We start from the raw sequence: 16519 nt of genomic DNA on the forward strand, positions 1-16519 counted from the left end.
AAGATGGTTGTCACCCTGATCAACCCGGTCGCCATGGACGCCGGCCTGCGCTTCGCGATCCGCGAAGGTGGCCGTACCGTCGGTGCTGGCGTGGTTGCCACCATCCTCGAGTAAGCCTGCATGCCGGCGGTCGCATAGCGCTGCCGGTCTGGCGAGTGGCGGGCCGGGAACCTCGGTCCGCCTTCGCCGTCTAAGGGAAGGCAAGTTTTCTACGTACGCCAGTAGCTCAATTGGCAGAGCAGCGGTCTCCAAAACCGCAGGTTGGGGGTTCGAGTCCCTCCTGGCGTGCCATCTGCCCACCTTACCCAGCGGCCCTGCCGCTAAAGCAGACACAGCCTGATGAATAGCAAGATCGAACATTCCAAGGACACCTCCGCGCAAGGCGGGGATATCGTCAAGTACGTCCTCGCATCGTTGCTGGTGCTGGCAGGTCTGTTCGTCTGGTTCTGGTTCTCCGCCGATTCCGGTCGCGCTGCCCAGCTGGGCTCGTGGGCGGGTCAGCTGCGTGCGTTGGCGGTCGTGGTCGGCCTGGTTGGCGGTATCGGCGTGTTCATGCTGACCGGCAAGGGGCGCGACACCCGCGAATTCCTCTCCGAGTCGCGTTTCGAACTGCGTAAAGTGGTTTGGCCGACCCGCCAGGAAGCCATTCGCATGACCTGGGTGGTGATTGTCGTGGTCCTGATCCTCAGCTTGCTGCTGGGCGGGTTCGACTTCTTCATCCAGAAACTGACTCAGTGGTTCCTGAGCCGCTAAGGAGAAATGCATGAAGCGTTGGTACGTCGTTCACGCCTATTCGGGCTTCGAGAAGTCGGTGGCGCAGGCTCTGCGCGATCGCATCGTCCGTGACGGCATGGAAGAGCGCTTCGGCGACGTCCTGGTTCCGACCGAGGAAGTGATCGAAATGCGCGCCGGCCAGAAGCGCCGTTCCGAGCGCAAGTTCTTCCCGGGTTACGTGCTGGTCCAGATCGAGACCCACGAAGAAGCGGGCATTCCGCGCATCGACAACGAAAGCTGGCATCTGGTCAAGGAAACCCCGCGCGTCATGGGCTTCATCGGTGGAACCGCTGATCGTCCGTTGCCGATCGCTGATTCCGAGGCCGAGGCGATCCTGAACCGTGTCCAGGAAGGCGTCGAGAAGCCGCGTCCGAAGGTGCTGTTCGAGCCGGGCCAGATGGTCCGCGTCACCGAAGGTCCGTTCAACGACTTCAATGGTGTCGTCGAAGAGGTCAACTACGAGAAGAGCCGTCTGCGCGTCTCCGTGTTGATCTTCGGTCGCGCTACCCCGGTCGAGCTCGAGTTCGGCCAGGTCGAAAAGGCCGTCTGATCTGAATTCACCTGCCGCTTCAGGCATGTGAAGAAAAAACCTGATATGCTGCGCGGCTCCCGTTGGGAAGCTGGCGGGACGAGGCCACCGAAAGGTGGCCTTCGGCATGATTTCAAAACGCGATGCCGGGACGCGTGATTCCCGGTCCGATGGGGAGCCTGTTGTCGCAAGGCGCTAGCACCCGGAGAGTACTCACATGGCAAAGAAAGTTGTCGGTTATATCAAGCTGCAGGTGAAGGCCGGTCAGGCCAACCCCTCGCCGCCGGTCGGTCCTGCGCTGGGTCAGCGCGGCCTGAACATCATGGAATTCTGCAAGGCCTTCAATGCCGCCACGCAGAAGCTCGAGCCGGGTCTGCCGGTTCCGGTGATCATCACGGCCTATTCGGACCGTACGTTCACCTTCATCACCAAGAGCACCCCGGCCACCACCCTGCTGAAGAAGGCCGCTGGCATCTCGTCGGGCTCCAAGCGCCCGAACACCGAGAAGGTCGGCAAGGTCACCCGTAAGCAGCTGGAAGAGATCGCCAAGGCGAAGGAACCGGATCTGACTGCCGCCGACCTGGACGCCGCCGTGCGTACCATCGCTGGCTCTGCCCGTTCCATGGGCCTCGTGGTGGAGGGTTAATCAGATGGCACAGAACAAGCGCGAAAAGGCCATCAAGGCCGCCGTTGTCCCGGGTAAGGCGTATGCCTTCGAGGACGCAATCAACATCCTGAAGACCGCCACCAAGGCCAAGTTCGTCGAGTCGATCGACGTTGCTGTGCGCCTGGGCGTCGACGCGAAGAAGTCCGACCAGCAGGTCCGTGGCTCCACCGTGCTGCCGGCAGGTACCGGCAAGTCGGTCCGCGTCGCTGTCTTCGCTCCGGCCGGTGCCAAGGCTGATGAAGCCCTGGCCGCTGGTGCCGAAGCCGTCGGTATGGACGACCTGGCCGAGAAGATGCAGGCCGGCGATCTGAACTACGACGTCGTGATCGCGACCCCGGACGCAATGCGCGTCGTCGGCAAGCTGGGTACCGTGCTGGGCCCGCGCGGCCTGATGCCGAACCCGAAGGTCGGCACCGTCTCCCCGAACCCGGGTGAGGCTGTGAAGAATGCCAAGTCGGGTCAGGTGCGTTACCGCACCGACAAGGCCGGCATCATCCACTGCACCATCGGCAAGGCCGACTTCGCCGAAGACGCGCTGAAGTCGAACCTGACCGCGCTGCTGCTGGACCTGATCAAGGCCAAGCCGGCCACCTCGAAGGGCCTGTACCTGCAGAAGGTGTCGGTCAGCTCGACGATGGGCCCGGGCGTCACCGTCGACCAGTCGTCGCTGAGCCTGAAGTAATCGTTTCAAGCGATCGCGGGTCCCTCGGGTCCCGCGGCCGTGACATTTGAAGGCATCGCCGGCAACCCATCGCCGGTGGTAGCCGTCAAAGACCGCAGGTGCGGTCGTGGTATGCCGGCGACGGGCAAGGAAGCTCGATTTGGCAGGGAGTCGCCGCCGGAGCAGCCACGAACGCTTAATCGATTCCCCGGAATCACCCTGCGTAGATGGTGCCCTTCTGGAGTTTTTCTGGTTCACGCACGTCTGGGGTTACCCAGGTTGGCCCACTCCAGGTCTAGAACGGCCCACCCCCCGGAACATCATTCCGATGTTCCCGGCGTCCAGGACGGATGCCGCACAGGACCGCACACGGCAGGAGCCGTAAGCGGAGTTCAATCGGAGGAGTGCAATGGCTCTCAATCTGTCCCAGAAGCAAGAAGTAGTCGCGGAGCTGGCAGACATCGCCGCCAAGGCCCACTCCTTGATCGCAGCCGAATACGCTGGCACCACGGTCGCCCAGATGACCGCGATGCGCAAGCAGGCTCGTGAAACCGGCGTTTTCTTGAAAGTTGTCAAGAACACCCTGGCGTCGCGTGCTGTTGAAGGCACCGAGTTCGCAGTCGCACAGGACCAGATGGTTGGTCCGCTGCTGTACGCGTTCTCGCTCGAGGAGCCCGGTGCTGCCGGTCGCCTGATCAAGGAAGCCGCCAAGGGCAACGACAAGCTGAAGGCCAAGGTCGTCGCAATCGGTGGTGAAGTGTTCCCGGCAAGCCACGTCGACGTGTTGGCCTCGCTGCCGACCCGCGACCAGGCCCTGGCAATGCTGGCACGCGTCCTGACCGAGCCGGTCACGATGTTCGCCCGCGCCATCAAGGCAATCGGCGACAAGCAGAATGGTGGCGACGTCGCCGCCGACGCTGCTGAACCGGCCGCCGAGACCGCCTGAGTTTCGACTAATCGTGGTTCCTGACGGAACCTCAATCCAGAAAAACATCCAAAGGTAATTATCATGTCCCTTACCAACGAACAGATCGTCGACGCCATCGCCGAGAAGTCCCTGATGGAAGTGATGGAGCTGGTCAAGGCCATCGAAGAGAAGTTCGGCGTCTCCGCTGCTGCTCCGGTCGCCGCTGCTGTGGCTGGCCCGGCTGCCGTCGTTGAAGAGCAGACCGAATTCGTCGTCACCCTGAAGACCGCTGGCGACAAGAAGGTCGAAGTCATCAAGGCCGTCCGCGCCATCACCGGCCTGGGCCTGAAGGAAGCGAAGGACCTGGCCGAAGCCGGCGGCGTCCTGAAGGACAACGCTTCGAAGGACGAAGCCGAGAAGATGAAGAAGGACCTGGAAGCTGCTGGCGCGACTGTCGAAGTCAAGTAAGCACTTCCTTTGCGTCGCCATCGAAATCCGGCGATGCAGCCAAGGCTGGGGGCGTAAGCCCCCGGCCTTTGGTCGTTGTTGCGGTGTTGTAGATCCGCGCCATGCGTGGATGTGAAAAGCGGCAAAAAGCCCAACACGGGCTGCGGTCAAACCCTGGTCGGCCAGCGCAACGCGCGACGGCAGGGGAGTGGATGCAGACGAGTTGGCAGTTGGAAGTAGCGGGAGAAGGCGTGCTGGTGCCGGCAATACCAGCGACTTCCAACTGACAATTTCAAGTTCCCTTCGGGTCGTGGGCGCACGACTCGCACAACAAGGTGGAAGACCTCATGACGTCCTATTCGTTCACCGAAAAAAAGCGTATCCGCAAGGATTTCGGCAAGCAGCGTTCGATTCTCGAAGTGCCGTTCCTGCTCGCCATCCAGGTGGATTCCTACCGTGAATTCCTGCAGGAAAACGTCGATCCGGCCAAGCGCACGGACCACGGCCTGCACGCTGCACTGAAGTCGGTCTTCCCGATCGCCAGCTACAGCGGCAATGCTGCCCTGGAATACGTCGGCTACAAGCTGGGCGATCCGGTCTTCGACGAGCGTGAGTGCCGTCAGCGTGGCATGAGCTACGGTGCGCCGCTGCGCGTGACCGTGCGCCTGGTGATCTACGACCGCGAGTCGTCGACCAAGGCCATCAAGTACGTGAAGGAGCAGGAGGTCTACCTCGGCGAAATCCCGCTGATGACCGACAACGGCACCTTCATCGTCAACGGCACCGAGCGCGTCATCGTCTCGCAGCTGCACCGCTCGCCGGGCGTGTTCTTCGACCACGACCGTGGCAAGACCCACAGCTCGGGCAAGCTGCTGTACAGCGCCCGCATCATTCCTTACCGCGGCTCCTGGCTGGACTTCGAGTTCGACCCGAAGGACGCGCTGTTCACCCGTATCGACCGTCGCCGCAAGCTGCCGGTGTCGATCCTGCTGCGTGCGCTTGGCTACAGCAACGAAGAGATGCTGGCCGAGTTCTTCGAGATCAACACCTTCCACATCAACCCGGATGAAGGCGTCCAGCTGGAGCTGGTGCCGGAGCGCCTGCGCGGCGAAACCCTGGGCTTCGACCTCGCCGACGGCGACAAGGTCATCGTGGAAGCCGGCAAGCGCATCACCGCGCGCCACATCAAGCAGCTGGAAGCCTCGGGCATTGCCGCCCTGGCCGTGCCGGACGACTACATCGTCGGCCGCATCCTGTCGCACGACGTGGTCGATGCCTCGACCGGTGAACTGCTGGCCCAGGCCAACGACGAAATCACCGACGAGCAGCTGCAGAACTTCCGCAAGGCCGGCGTCGATGCCGTGGGCACCCTGTGGGTGAACGACCTGGATCGTGGCCCGTACCTGTCCAACACCCTGCGCATCGATCCGACCAAGACCCAGCTGGAAGCCCTGGTCGAGATCTACCGCATGATGCGTCCGGGCGAGCCGCCGACCAAGGATGCCGCGCAGAACCTGTTCCACAACCTGTTCTTCACCTTCGAGCGCTACGACCTGTCCGCCGTCGGCCGCATGAAGTTCAACCGTCGCGTGGGCCGCAAGGAAACCACCGGCGAAGCCGTGCTGTACGACCGCAAGTACTACGGCGAGCGCAACGACGAAGAGTCCAAGCGCCTGGTTGCCGCCCACGGCGACAGCTCGGACATCCTGGACGTGATCAAGGTCCTGACCGAGATCCGCAATGGTCGTGGCGTGGTCGATGACATCGATCACCTGGGCAACCGTCGCGTGCGTTCGGTCGGTGAAATGGCCGAGAACGTGTTCCGCGTGGGCCTGGTCCGCGTCGAGCGCGCGGTCAAGGAACGCCTGTCGATGGCAGAGTCGGAAGGCCTGACCCCGCAGGAGCTGATCAACGCCAAGCCGGTGGCTGCGGCGATCAAGGAATTCTTCGGCTCCTCGCAGCTGTCGCAGTTCATGGATCAGAACAACCCGCTGTCGGAAGTCACGCACAAGCGTCGCGTCTCGGCCCTGGGCCCGGGCGGCCTGACCCGTGAGCGCGCCGGCTTCGAAGTGCGCGACGTGCACCCGACCCATTACGGCCGCGTCTGCACCATCGAAACCCCGGAAGGCCCGAACATCGGCCTGATCAACTCGCTGGCCGTGTACGCCCGCACCAACCAGTACGGTTTCCTCGAGACCCCGTACCGCAAGGTCGTGGACGGCAAGGTCTTCGACGAAGTCGAGTTCCTGTCGGCCATCGAAGAAAACGAGTACGTCATCGCCCAGGCCAACGCCCTGACCGACGCCAACAGCGTGTTGACCGAGCAGTTCGTTCCCTGCCGTTACCAGGGCGAATCGCTGCTGAAGCCGCCGGCGGAAGTCCACTTCATGGACGTCTCGCCGATGCAGACCGTGTCGATCGCGGCCGCGCTGGTTCCGTTCCTGGAGCACGATGACGCCAACCGCGCACTGATGGGCGCCAACATGCAGCGTCAGGCCGTGCCGACCCTGCGTGCGCAGAAGCCGCTGGTCGGTACCGGCATCGAGCGCGCCGTGGCGCGTGACTCGGGTGTGACCGTGAACGCCCGTCGTGGTGGTGAGATCGTGCAGATCGACGCCGCCCGCATCGTGGTCAAGGTCAACGAAGCCGAGATCACCGATGCGTCCGATGCCGGCGTCGACATCTACAACCTGATCAAGTACACCCGCTCCAACCAGAACACCTGCATCAACCAGCGTCCGCTGGTGGAAGTGGGCAACGTGGTGGCGCGTGGCGACGTGCTGGCCGACGGTCCGTCCACCGACATCGGTGAACTGGCCCTGGGCCAGAACATGCTGATCGCCTTCATGCCGTGGAACGGCTACAACTTCGAAGACTCCATCCTGCTTTCCGAGCGCGTGGTGGAAGAGGATCGCTACACCACGATCCACATCGAAGAGCTGACCTGCGTTGCGCGTGACACCAAGCTGGGGCCGGAGGAAATCTCCGCCGACATCCCGAACGTCTCCGAGCAGGCGCTGAACCGCCTGGACGAGAGCGGCGTGGTGTACATCGGTGCCGAAGTCCGCGCCGGCGACATCATGGTCGGCAAGGTCACCCCGAAGGGCGAAAGCCAGCTGACCCCGGAAGAGAAGCTGCTGCGCGCGATCTTCGGTGAGAAGGCTTCGGACGTGAAGGACAGCTCGCTGCGCGTGCCGCCGGGCATGGACGGCACCGTCATCGACGTGCAGGTCTTCACCCGCGATGGCATCGAGAAGGACAAGCGCGCCCGTCAGATCGAAGAGTCTGAAATCAAGCGCGTCAAGAAGGACTTCGACGACCAGTTCCGTATCCTGGAAGCGGCCATCTACGCCCGTCTGCGTTCGCAGATCGTGGGCAAGGTGGTCAACGGCGGCGCCGGCCTGAAGAAGGGCGACGTCATCTCCGACGCCTACCTGGATGGCCTGAAGAAGGCCGACTGGTTCGTGCTGCGCATGAAGGACGAGGACGCTGCCGAAGCCATCGAACGCGCCCAGAAGCAGATCCAGGCGCACGAGAAGGAATTCGAGCGTCGCTTCGCCGACAAGCGCGGCAAGATCACCGCGGGCGACGATCTGGCTCCGGGCGTGCTGAAGATGGTCAAGGTGTTCCTGGCCGTGAAGCGCCGCATCCAGCCGGGCGACAAGATGGCAGGCCGCCACGGCAACAAGGGTGTGGTGTCCAACGTGGTGCCGGTCGAGGACATGCCGTACATGGCCTCGGGCGAAACCGTGGACATCGTGCTGAACCCGCTGGGCGTGCCGTCGCGTATGAACATCGGGCAGATCCTGGAAGTGCACCTGGGCTGGGCCGCCAAGGGTCTGGGTCGCAAGATCCAGGCGATGCTGGAAGCCCAGGCGGCGGTCGCCGACCTGCGCAAGTTCCTGGACGACATCTACAACCACGATGACACCAACGTGGCCAACCGTGTCGACCTGTCGCAGTTCAGCGACGAGGAGCTGCTGCGCCTGGCCCGCAACCTGTTCGACGGCGTGCCGATGGCAACGCCGGTGTTCGACGGTGCCACCGAAGCGGAAATCAAGCGCATGCTGGAACTGGCCGACCTGCCGAGCAGTGGCCAGACCCAGCTGTATGACGGCCGCACCGGTGAAGCCTTCGATCGCCACACCACCGTTGGCTACATGCACTACCTGAAGCTGAACCACCTGGTCGACGACAAGATGCACGCCCGTTCGACCGGTCCGTACTCGCTCGTCACCCAGCAGCCGCTGGGCGGCAAGGCGCAGTTCGGTGGCCAGCGCTTCGGTGAAATGGAAGTCTGGGCGCTGGAAGCCTACGGCGCGGCCTACACCCTGCAGGAAATGCTGACGGTGAAGTCCGATGACGTGCAGGGCCGCAACCAGATGTACAAGAACATCGTCGACGGTGAGCACGAGATGGTCGCGGGCATGCCGGAATCCTTCAACGTCCTGGTGAAGGAAATCCGCTCGCTGGCCATCAACATGGAACTGGAAGACAACTGATCCATGCCGGCGCGGCGGTCAACGCCGCCGCGCCGCTGGCAGTCAACTGAAAGCCCATCGACACAGCATTCCTCCTTCTGGAGAACACCATGAAAGACCTGCTCAACCTCTTCAACCAGCAGCGCCAGACGCTGGACTTCGACGCGATCAAGATCGCGCTGGCTTCGCCGGACCTGATCCGTTCGTGGTCCTTCGGCGAAGTGAAGAAGCCGGAAACCATCAACTACCGTACCTTCAAGCCGGAACGTGACGGCCTGTTCTGCGCCGCCATCTTCGGACCGGTCAAGGACTACGAGTGCCTGTGCGGCAAGTACAAGCGCATGAAGCACCGCGGCGTGGTCTGCGAGAAGTGCGGCACCGAAGTGACCCTGGCCAAGGTGCGTCGTGAGCGCATGGGCCACATCGACCTGGCCTCGCCGGTCGCGCACATCTGGTTCCTGAAGTCGCTGCCGTCGCGCATCGGCCTGATGCTGGACATGACCCTGCGCGATATCGAGCGCGTGCTGTACTTCGAAGCCTACGTGGTGACCGAGCCGGGCCTGACCGCCCTGGAGCGCCGCCAGCTGCTGACCGAAGAACAGTACCTGCAGGCACGCCAGGAGCACGGTGACGACTTCGACGCCGCCATGGGCGCCGAGGCCGTGTACGAACTGCTGCGCACCATCGACCTGCAGTCGGAAATGACCCGCCTGCGCGAAGAAATCGCCAGCACCGGTTCGGAAACCAAGCTGAAGCGCCTCACCAAGCGCATCAAGCTGATCGAGGCCTTCCTGGAATCGGGCAACCGTCCGGAGTGGATGGTCATGACCGTGCTGCCGGTGCTGCCGCCGGACCTGCGTCCGCTGGTTCCGCTGGATGGTGGCCGCTTCGCGACCTCCGACCTGAACGACCTGTACCGCCGCGTCATCAACCGCAACAACCGCCTGCGCCGCCTGCTCGAACTGAGCGCGCCGGACATCATCGTGCGCAATGAAAAGCGCATGCTGCAGGAATCGGTCGATGCGCTGCTGGACAACGGCCGTCGCGGCCGTGCCATCACCGGCACCAACAAGCGCCCGCTGAAGTCGCTGGCCGACATGATCAAGGGCAAGCAGGGTCGCTTCCGTCAGAACCTGCTCGGCAAGCGCGTCGACTACTCGGGCCGTTCGGTCATCGTGGTCGGTCCGTACCTGCGCCTGCACCAGTGCGGCCTGCCGAAGAAGATGGCACTCGAACTGTTCAAGCCGTTCGTGTTCGCCAAGCTGCAGCGTCGTGGCCTGGCCACCACCATCAAGGCCGCCAAGAAGCTGGTCGAGCGCGAAGAAGCCGAAGTCTGGGACATCCTGGAAGAGGTCATTCGCGAGCATCCGGTGATGCTGAACCGTGCGCCGACCCTGCACCGTCTGGGCATCCAGGCCTTCGAGCCGGTCCTGATCGAAGGCAAGGCCATCCAGCTGCACCCGCTGGTCTGCACCGCGTTCAACGCCGACTTCGACGGTGACCAGATGGCCGTCCACGTGCCGCTCTCGCTGGAAGCCCAGCTGGAAGCGCGTGCGCTGATGATGTCCACCAACAACATCCTGTCGCCGGCCAACGGCGAGCCGATCATCGTGCCGTCGCAGGACGTCGTGCTGGGTCTGTACTACATGACCCGCTCGCTGGAAAACAAGAAGGGCGAGGGCATGGCCTTCGCCAACATCGCCGAAGTCAAGCGCGCCTACGACAACCGCGTGGTGGAACTGCACGCGCGCGTCAAGGTCCGCATCACCGAGGTGGTGACCGACGAGGAAGGCAACAAGCAGAGCAAGTCGTCGATCGTGGAGACCACGATCGGTCGCGCCCTGCTGGCTGAAATCCTGCCGGAAGGCCTGCCGTTCGCGCTGGCCAACACCGAGCTGACCAAGAAGAACATCAGCCGCCTGATCAACTCCAGCTACCGCCAGCTGGGCCTGAAGGACACGGTCGTGTTCGCCGACAAGCTGATGTACACCGGCTTCGCCTACGCGACCCGTGCCGGCGTCTCGATCGGCATCGACGACATGCTGATCCCCGACGAGAAGAAGGGCATCCTCACCGAGGCTGAAGCCGAAGTGCTGGAAATCCAGGAGCAGTACCAGTCGGGCCTGGTCACCGCCGGCGAGCGCTACAACAAGGTGGTCGACATCTGGTCGCGCACCAATGAGCGCATCGCCAAGGCGATGATGGACACCATCGGTACCGAGAAGGTCATCAATGCCAAGGGCGAGACCATCGACCAGAAGTCGATGAACTCCCTGTACATCATGGCCGACTCCGGTGCGCGAGGCAGCCAGGCGCAGATCCGTCAGCTGGCCGGCATGCGTGGCCTGATGGCCCGTCCCGATGGCTCGATCATCGAGACGCCCATCAAGGCGAACTTCCGCGAAGGCCTGAACGTGCAGGAGTACTTCAACTCCACCCACGGTGCCCGTAAGGGTCTGGCCGATACCGCGCTGAAGACCGCGAACTCGGGTTACCTGACCCGTCGTCTGGTCGACGTGGCGCAGGACGTGGTGATCACCGAGGTGGATTGCGGTACCACCGAAGGCCTGATCATGACCCCGATCGTTGAAGGCGGCGACGTGGTCGAACCGTTGAAGGATCGCGTGCTGGGTCGCGTGGTTGCCGAGGACGTGTTCCTGCCGGGCAACGACGAAGATCCGATCGTCACCCGCAACACCCTGCTCGACGAAGCCTGGGTCGCCAAGCTTGAAGAGGCCAGCGTGCAGACCATCAAGGTCCGCTCGACGATCTCCTGCGAATCGGCCTTCGGTGTCTGCAGCCGCTGCTACGGCCGCGATCTGGCCCGTGGCCACCTGGTCAACATCGGTGAAGCGGTCGGCGTCATCGCCGCCCAGTCCATCGGTGAGCCGGGTACCCAGCTGACGATGCGTACGTTCCACATCGGTGGTGCGGCATCGCGAGCTGCTGCGGTCGACAACATCACCGTCAAGACCACCGGCTCGGTCAAGTTCAGCAACCTCAAGTCGGTGGCCCATGCCAATGGCTCGCTGGTCGCCGTGTCGCGCTCGGGCGAAATGTCGGTGCTCGATGCGCACGGCCGTGAGCGTGAGCGTTACAAGCTGCCGTACGGCGCAACCATCACCTCCAAGGATGGTGATGCGGTCAAGGCTGGCCAGACCGTGGCCAACTGGGATCCGCATAACCACCCGATCGTTTCGGAAGTGGCTGGTTTCATCCGCTTCATCGACTTCGTCGACGGCATCACCGTCATCGAGAAGACCGATGAGCTGACCGGCCTGGCATCGCGCGAAATCACCGACCCGAAGCGCCGCGGCGCCCAGGCGAAGGATCTGCGCCCGATCGTCCGCATCGTCGATGGCAAGGGCAACGACCTGTCGATTCCGGGCACCGACCTGCCGGCGCAGTACCTGCTGCCGCCGCGCTCGATCGTCAACCTGCAGGACGGCGCTGCCGTCGGCGTGGGTGACGTGGTTGCCAAGATCCCGCAGGAAGCGTCCAAGACCCGCGACATCACCGGTGGTCTGCCGCGCGTGGCCGATCTGTTCGAAGCGCGCAAGCCGAAGGATCCGGCGGTGCTGGCCGAGCGTTCGGGCATCATCAGCTTCGGCAAGGACACCAAGGGCAAGCAGCGCCTGATCATCAAGGACACCGATGGTTCGGAGCACGAAGAGCTGATTCCGAAGTACCGTCAGGTCATCGTGTTCGAAGGTGAGCACGTGACCAAGGGCGAAACCATCGTCGACGGCGAGCCGAGCCCGCAGGACATCCTGCGTCTGCTGGGTGTCGAGCCGCTGGCCGCCTACCTGGTCAAGGAAATCCAGGACGTGTACCGCCTGCAGGGCGTGAAGATCAACGACAAGCACATCGAGGTGATCACCCGCCAGATGCTGCGCAAGGTCGAGATCACCGATCAGGGCAGCAGCAAGTTCCTGAACGGTGAACAGGTCGAGCGTCAGCGTGTCATCGAGGAAAATGCACGCCTGACCACCCGCAATGAGCTGATCGCTCGTTTCGATCCGGTCCTGCTGGGCATCACCAAGGCCTCGCTGGCAACCGAATCGTTCATCTCGGCGGCCTCCTTCCAGGAGACCACCCGCGTGCTGACCGAGGCTGCCGTCCGCGGCACCAAGGACAACCTGCGCGGCCTGAAGGAGAACGTGATCGTCGGCCGTCTGATTCCAGCCGGTACCGGTCTGTCCTACCACGCCAACCGCCGTCGCAACGCGAGCGGGCTGACCGACTCGGAAATGCAGACCCTCGCCGGTACCCCGGCAGCTGCAGCCCCGGTGGCCGTGGCAGCACCGGAAGTGGTGGTGGAATCGACCGACGCCGAGCAGGCCGAGGATTGATCGGCGGGTCCGGCTCCGGCCGGACCTCGATCGGGCAGGGGACGGCCATCGGTCGGTCCCTGCCGTACGGTCCGGCCTCGTGCCGGACAAGCATCACGCAGCACCGGTTCCGGCCGGATCTGCACTCGAGGGCCCAGGCCGCTGGTCTGTTGGCTTTCGATGAGGTAGGATGCCGCCCGGCCCAGCGATGGGTCGGACGACAACCTGAACGGGGGGCATGGAGAAGGCTCCCCTGTAACGGCCCGGGATCAGGGCTGGCTTGGTGTGTGCGCATTTGACCGCGTTTTCGCCAGGTTGCTACAATCGTCTGTCTCAGCAGGCCGGTTTTTCGCCTGCTCGCACATATCCGCATTCATGGCCGGTTTTTTTCGGCCTCTCTCAGAAGAACATACTGATGGCGACGATCAATCAGCTTGTCCGCAAGCCGCGGCAGGCAACCACTTATAAGAGCGCCTCGCCGGCTCTCGAAAAGTGCCCCCAGCGCCGTGGCGTCTGCACGCGCGTTTACACCACTACTCCGAAGAAGCCGAACTCGGCGCTTCGCAAGGTTGCCAAGGTTCGCCTGACCAACCAGGAAGAAGTGATTTCCTACATCGGCGGTGAAGGCCACAACCTGCAGGAGCACTCCGTGGTCCTGATCCGTGGCGGTCGCGTCAAGGATCTGCCGGGTGTGCGTTACCACACCGTTCGTGGTTCGCTCGACGCCTCCGGCGTTGCCAAGCGTCGCCAGGGCCGTTCCAAGTACGGCGCCAAGCGTCCGAAGAGCTAAGGGAAAGCACACATGTCTCGTAAAGGTAATACGCCGCAGCGCGCAGTCCTGCCGGATCCGAAGCACGGAAGCGAAACCATCGCCCGTTTCATCAACATGGTGATGCTGAGCGGCAAGAAGTCGGTCGCTGAAAAGATCGTCTATGGCGCCATGGACGTGATCGGTGAGAAGAACCCGAATTCCGTCGAGCTGGTTCAGAAGGCTCTGGAAAACGTGGCTCCGTCGGTCGAAGTCAAGTCCCGCCGTGTCGGTGGTGCCACCTATCAGGTGCCGGTCGAAGTGCGCGCCTCGCGCAAGATGGCCCTGGCCATGCGTTGGCTGATCGACTCCGCGCGTAAGCGTGGTGAGAACACCATGCCGAAGAAGCTGGCCGCTGAACTGATCGACGCTGCGGAAAACCGTGGCGGCGCCATCAAGAAGCGCGAAGAAACCCACCGCATGGCCGAAGCCAACAAGGCATTCGCCCACTACCGCTGGTGAGTTTGACGGCCTTGTAAAACAGGCAGGGCAGCACCATCTCGGTGCTGCCTCGCGGCCTCAGAAGGGCTGCGCCAATCCGAAGGCCGCCGAAAGGCGGCGTTCGGCCATCCGAAATCCAAGAAATCTGAGAGGCTCCCCGTGGCCCGTTCCACTCCCATCGAGCGTTACCGCAATTTCGGCATCATGGCTCACATCGATGCCGGCAAGACCACCACGTCCGAGCGCATCCTGTTCTACACCGGCAAGAGCCACAAGATCGGTGAAGTGCATGACGGCGCCGCCACCATGGACTGGATGGAGCAGGAGCAGGAGCGTGGCATCACGATCCAGTCCGCTGCGACCACCGCGTTCTGGAAGGGCATGGACAAGTCCCTGCCGGAGCACCGCTTCAACATCATCGACACCCCCGGGCACGTCGACTTCACCATCGAAGTGGAGCGCTCGCTGCGCGTGCTCGACGGTGCCGTCTTCGTGCTGTGTGCCGTCGGTGGCGTGCAGCCGCAGTCGGAAACCGTGTGGCGCCAGGCCAACCGTTACAAGGTGCCGCGCATCGCGTTCGTCAACAAGATGGACCGCACCGGCGCCAACTTCAGCAAGGTCGTTGGCCAGCTGAAGGCGAAGCTGGGCGCCAAGGCCGTTCCGATGCAGCTGCCGATCGGCGCTGAGGAAGGCTTCAAGGGCGTCGTCGATCTGCTGAAGATGAAGGCCATCCATTGGGATGAGGCTTCGCAGGGCATGAAGTTCGAGTACAGCGATGTGCCGGCCGAGCTGCTCGCTGAAGCAACCGAAGCCCGTACCTTCATGATCGAAGCGGCTGCCGAAGCCAGCGAAGAGCTGATGGACAAGTACCTGGGCGGCGACGAGCTGACCGAGGCCGAGATCATCGAAGCCCTGCGCGTGCGCACCCTGGCCACCGACATCGTGCCGATGTACTGCGGCTCGGCGTTCAAGAACAAGGGCGTGCAGGCCATGCTGGACGGCGTGATCCAGCTGCTGCCGTCGCCGATCGACGTGCCGGACGTGACCGGTACCGACGTTGACGATGAAACCAAGGAAATGAGCCGCAAGTCTGACGACAAGGCTCCGTTCTCGGCCCTGGCCTTCAAGATCATCACCGATCCGTTCGTCGGCGCGCTGACCTTCTTCCGTGTCTACTCGGGCACGCTGAATGCAGGCGACCAGCTGCTGAATTCGGTGAAGGGCAAGAAGGAGCGCATCGGCCGTATCCTGCAGATGCACTCCAACAACCGCGAAGAAATCAAGGAAGTTCTGGCCGGCGACATCGCCGCCGCCGTGGGCCTGAAGGACACCACCACGGGTGACACCCTGTGCTCCATGGATCAGCCGATCATCCTCGAGCGCATGGTGTTCCCGGAGCCGGTCATCTCGATGGCTGTCGAGCCGAAGACCAAGTCCGACCAGGAAAAGATGGGTCTGGCACTGGGTCGTCTGGCGCAGGAAGATCCGTCGTTCCGCGTCAAGACCGACGAAGAATCCGGCCAGACCATCATCTCGGGCATGGGCGAGCTGCACCTGGACATCATCGTTGACCGCATGAAGCGCGAGTTCAACGTTGAAGCCAACGTCGGCAAGCCGCAGGTGGCCTACCGCGAAACGATCACCATGTCGGACGTGAAGTCGGACTACAAGCACGCCAAGCAGTCCGGTGGTAAGGGTCAGTACGGTCACGTCGTGATCGAGCTGTCGCCGATCACCGAGGCCGATCGTGCGGATCCGAAGATCGCTGCTGGCATCAAGGACGACTTCCTGTTCATCAACGACATCACCGGTGGCGTGATTCCGAAGGAATTCATCCCGTCGATCGAAAAGGGCCTGCGCGAAACCATCACCAGCGGTCCGCTGGCTGGCTTCCCGGTCGTGGACGTCAAGGTGAAGCTGGTGTTCGGCTCGTACCACGACGTCGACTCCTCGGAAATGGCGTTCAAGCTCGCTTCCTCGATGGCCTTCAAGGAAGGTTTCCGCAAGGCCAAGCCGGTCCTGCTGGAGCCGATCATGAAGGTCGAGATCGTGACCCCGGAGGATTACCAGGGTGACGTGATGGGCGACGTCAGCCGTCGTCGCGGCGTTCTGCAGGGTTCTGATACCACCGGTGACGGTTCGGCCAGCATCATCAACGCGATGATCCCGCTGGGCGAAATGTTTGGCTACGCGACCTCGCTGCGTTCGCAGACCCAGGGCCGCGCCACCTTCACGATGGAATTTGACCACTACGAGCCGGCGCCGAACAACATCGCCGACGAAGTCATGAAGAAGGCCTGAGCGTAACGCTCAGGTCCTCCAAACCACTTACGAACCAATAAGGTAGAAAGAAATGGCAAAGGGTAAGTTCGAGCGCACCAAGCCGCACGTCAACGTCGGCACCATCGGTCACGTCGATCACGGCAAGACCACGCTGACCGCCGCACTGACCAAGATCGGTGCCGAGCGCTTC

General features: G+C 62.9%; 12 protein-coding genes, 1 tRNA gene and 1 pseudogene. All 14 read left to right on the plus strand.

Going from position 1 to position 16519, the window contains the following annotated elements:
• Positions 1 to 114: pseudogene (locus ACFX4F_RS20685) on the plus strand (elongation factor Tu); the annotation flags it as partial.
• Between the two features lie 101 nt (positions 115 to 215).
• Positions 216 to 291: transfer RNA gene (locus ACFX4F_RS20690), tRNA-Trp, on the plus strand.
• A gap of 48 nt (positions 292 to 339) precedes the next feature.
• Positions 340 to 753 carry a preprotein translocase subunit SecE gene (gene secE, locus ACFX4F_RS20695; RefSeq protein ID WP_099819134.1) on the plus strand — a complete coding sequence of 138 codons (414 nt, stop codon included), beginning with the start codon at positions 340 to 342 and terminating at the stop codon, positions 751 to 753.
• Positions 754 to 763: 10 nt separating this feature from the next.
• Positions 764 to 1324, plus strand: a complete 561-nt coding sequence (gene nusG, locus ACFX4F_RS20700) for a transcription termination/antitermination protein NusG (protein ID WP_025879350.1) — start codon at positions 764 to 766, stop codon at positions 1322 to 1324.
• A 196-nt stretch (positions 1325 to 1520) separates the two neighbouring features.
• Positions 1521 to 1949 carry a 50S ribosomal protein L11 gene (gene rplK, locus ACFX4F_RS20705; protein ID WP_004145248.1) on the plus strand — a complete coding sequence of 143 codons (429 nt, stop codon included), beginning with the start codon at positions 1521 to 1523 and terminating at the stop codon, positions 1947 to 1949.
• A gap of 4 nt (positions 1950 to 1953) precedes the next feature.
• Positions 1954 to 2652 (plus strand): 50S ribosomal protein L1, encoded by a 699-nt coding sequence (gene rplA / locus ACFX4F_RS20710; protein WP_089238989.1) that lies wholly within the window; start codon positions 1954 to 1956, stop codon positions 2650 to 2652.
• 388 nt (positions 2653 to 3040) lie between these two features.
• The gene (gene rplJ / locus ACFX4F_RS20715; RefSeq protein ID WP_004145252.1) at positions 3041 to 3577 is read left to right on the plus strand and encodes a 50S ribosomal protein L10; all 537 of its coding nucleotides are present in this window, start codon (positions 3041 to 3043) and stop codon (positions 3575 to 3577) included.
• A 63-nt stretch (positions 3578 to 3640) separates the two neighbouring features.
• Entirely contained in the window at positions 3641 to 4006 is a 366-nt protein-coding gene (gene rplL / locus ACFX4F_RS20720; protein WP_025879347.1) for a 50S ribosomal protein L7/L12, read from the plus strand.
• Positions 4007 to 4332: 326 nt separating this feature from the next.
• Positions 4333 to 8487 (plus strand): DNA-directed RNA polymerase subunit beta, encoded by a 4155-nt coding sequence (gene rpoB, locus ACFX4F_RS20725; RefSeq protein WP_100463185.1) that lies wholly within the window; start codon positions 4333 to 4335, stop codon positions 8485 to 8487.
• Positions 8488 to 8576: 89 nt separating this feature from the next.
• A complete protein-coding gene (rpoC, locus tag ACFX4F_RS20730; protein WP_099819136.1) occupies positions 8577 to 12818 on the plus strand; it encodes a DNA-directed RNA polymerase subunit beta' in 4242 nt (1413 codons plus the stop codon).
• A gap of 394 nt (positions 12819 to 13212) precedes the next feature.
• Positions 13213 to 13587, plus strand: coding sequence for a 30S ribosomal protein S12 (gene rpsL, locus ACFX4F_RS20735; RefSeq protein WP_025879344.1), 375 nt, complete (start codon positions 13213 to 13215; stop codon positions 13585 to 13587).
• Positions 13588 to 13599: 12 nt separating this feature from the next.
• Complete coding sequence (rpsG, locus tag ACFX4F_RS20740; protein WP_089238997.1) at positions 13600 to 14067, plus strand: 30S ribosomal protein S7; 468 nt, start codon at positions 13600 to 13602, stop codon at positions 14065 to 14067.
• Positions 14068 to 14205: 138 nt separating this feature from the next.
• Positions 14206 to 16347, plus strand: coding sequence for an elongation factor G (gene fusA / locus ACFX4F_RS20745; protein WP_099819137.1), 2142 nt, complete (start codon positions 14206 to 14208; stop codon positions 16345 to 16347).
• Between the two features lie 52 nt (positions 16348 to 16399).
• Positions 16400 to 16519 (plus strand): GTP-binding protein (locus tag ACFX4F_RS20750; protein WP_049419246.1); only part of this gene is annotated, 120 nt, incomplete at its 3' end.

Origin of the sequence: Stenotrophomonas sp. YIM B13575 (genome assembly GCF_042787595.1) — a bacterium.
Taxonomy (GTDB): domain Bacteria; phylum Pseudomonadota; class Gammaproteobacteria; order Xanthomonadales; family Xanthomonadaceae; genus Stenotrophomonas; species Stenotrophomonas lactitubi_B.

Bases quoted from the DNA above. Each gene is read 5' to 3' on its own strand.
- rplL (WP_025879347.1), top strand. From the start codon at position 3,641: ATGTCCCTTACCAACGAACAGATCGTCGACGCCATCGCCGAGAAGTCC.
- rpoC (WP_099819136.1), top strand. From the start codon at position 8,577: ATGAAAGACCTGCTCAACCTCTTCAACCAGCAGCGCCAGACGCTGGAC.
- rpsL (WP_025879344.1), top strand. From the start codon at position 13,213: ATGGCGACGATCAATCAGCTTGTCCGCAAGCCGCGGCAGGCAACCACT.
- rpsG (WP_089238997.1), top strand. From the start codon at position 13,600: ATGTCTCGTAAAGGTAATACGCCGCAGCGCGCAGTCCTGCCGGATCCG.
- secE (WP_099819134.1), top strand. From the start codon at position 340: ATGAATAGCAAGATCGAACATTCCAAGGACACCTCCGCGCAAGGCGGG.
- nusG (WP_025879350.1), top strand. From the start codon at position 764: ATGAAGCGTTGGTACGTCGTTCACGCCTATTCGGGCTTCGAGAAGTCG.
- rpoB (WP_100463185.1), top strand. From the start codon at position 4,333: ATGACGTCCTATTCGTTCACCGAAAAAAAGCGTATCCGCAAGGATTTC.
- rplA (WP_089238989.1), top strand. From the start codon at position 1,954: ATGGCACAGAACAAGCGCGAAAAGGCCATCAAGGCCGCCGTTGTCCCG.
- rplJ (WP_004145252.1), top strand. From the start codon at position 3,041: ATGGCTCTCAATCTGTCCCAGAAGCAAGAAGTAGTCGCGGAGCTGGCA.
- rplK (WP_004145248.1), top strand. From the start codon at position 1,521: ATGGCAAAGAAAGTTGTCGGTTATATCAAGCTGCAGGTGAAGGCCGGT.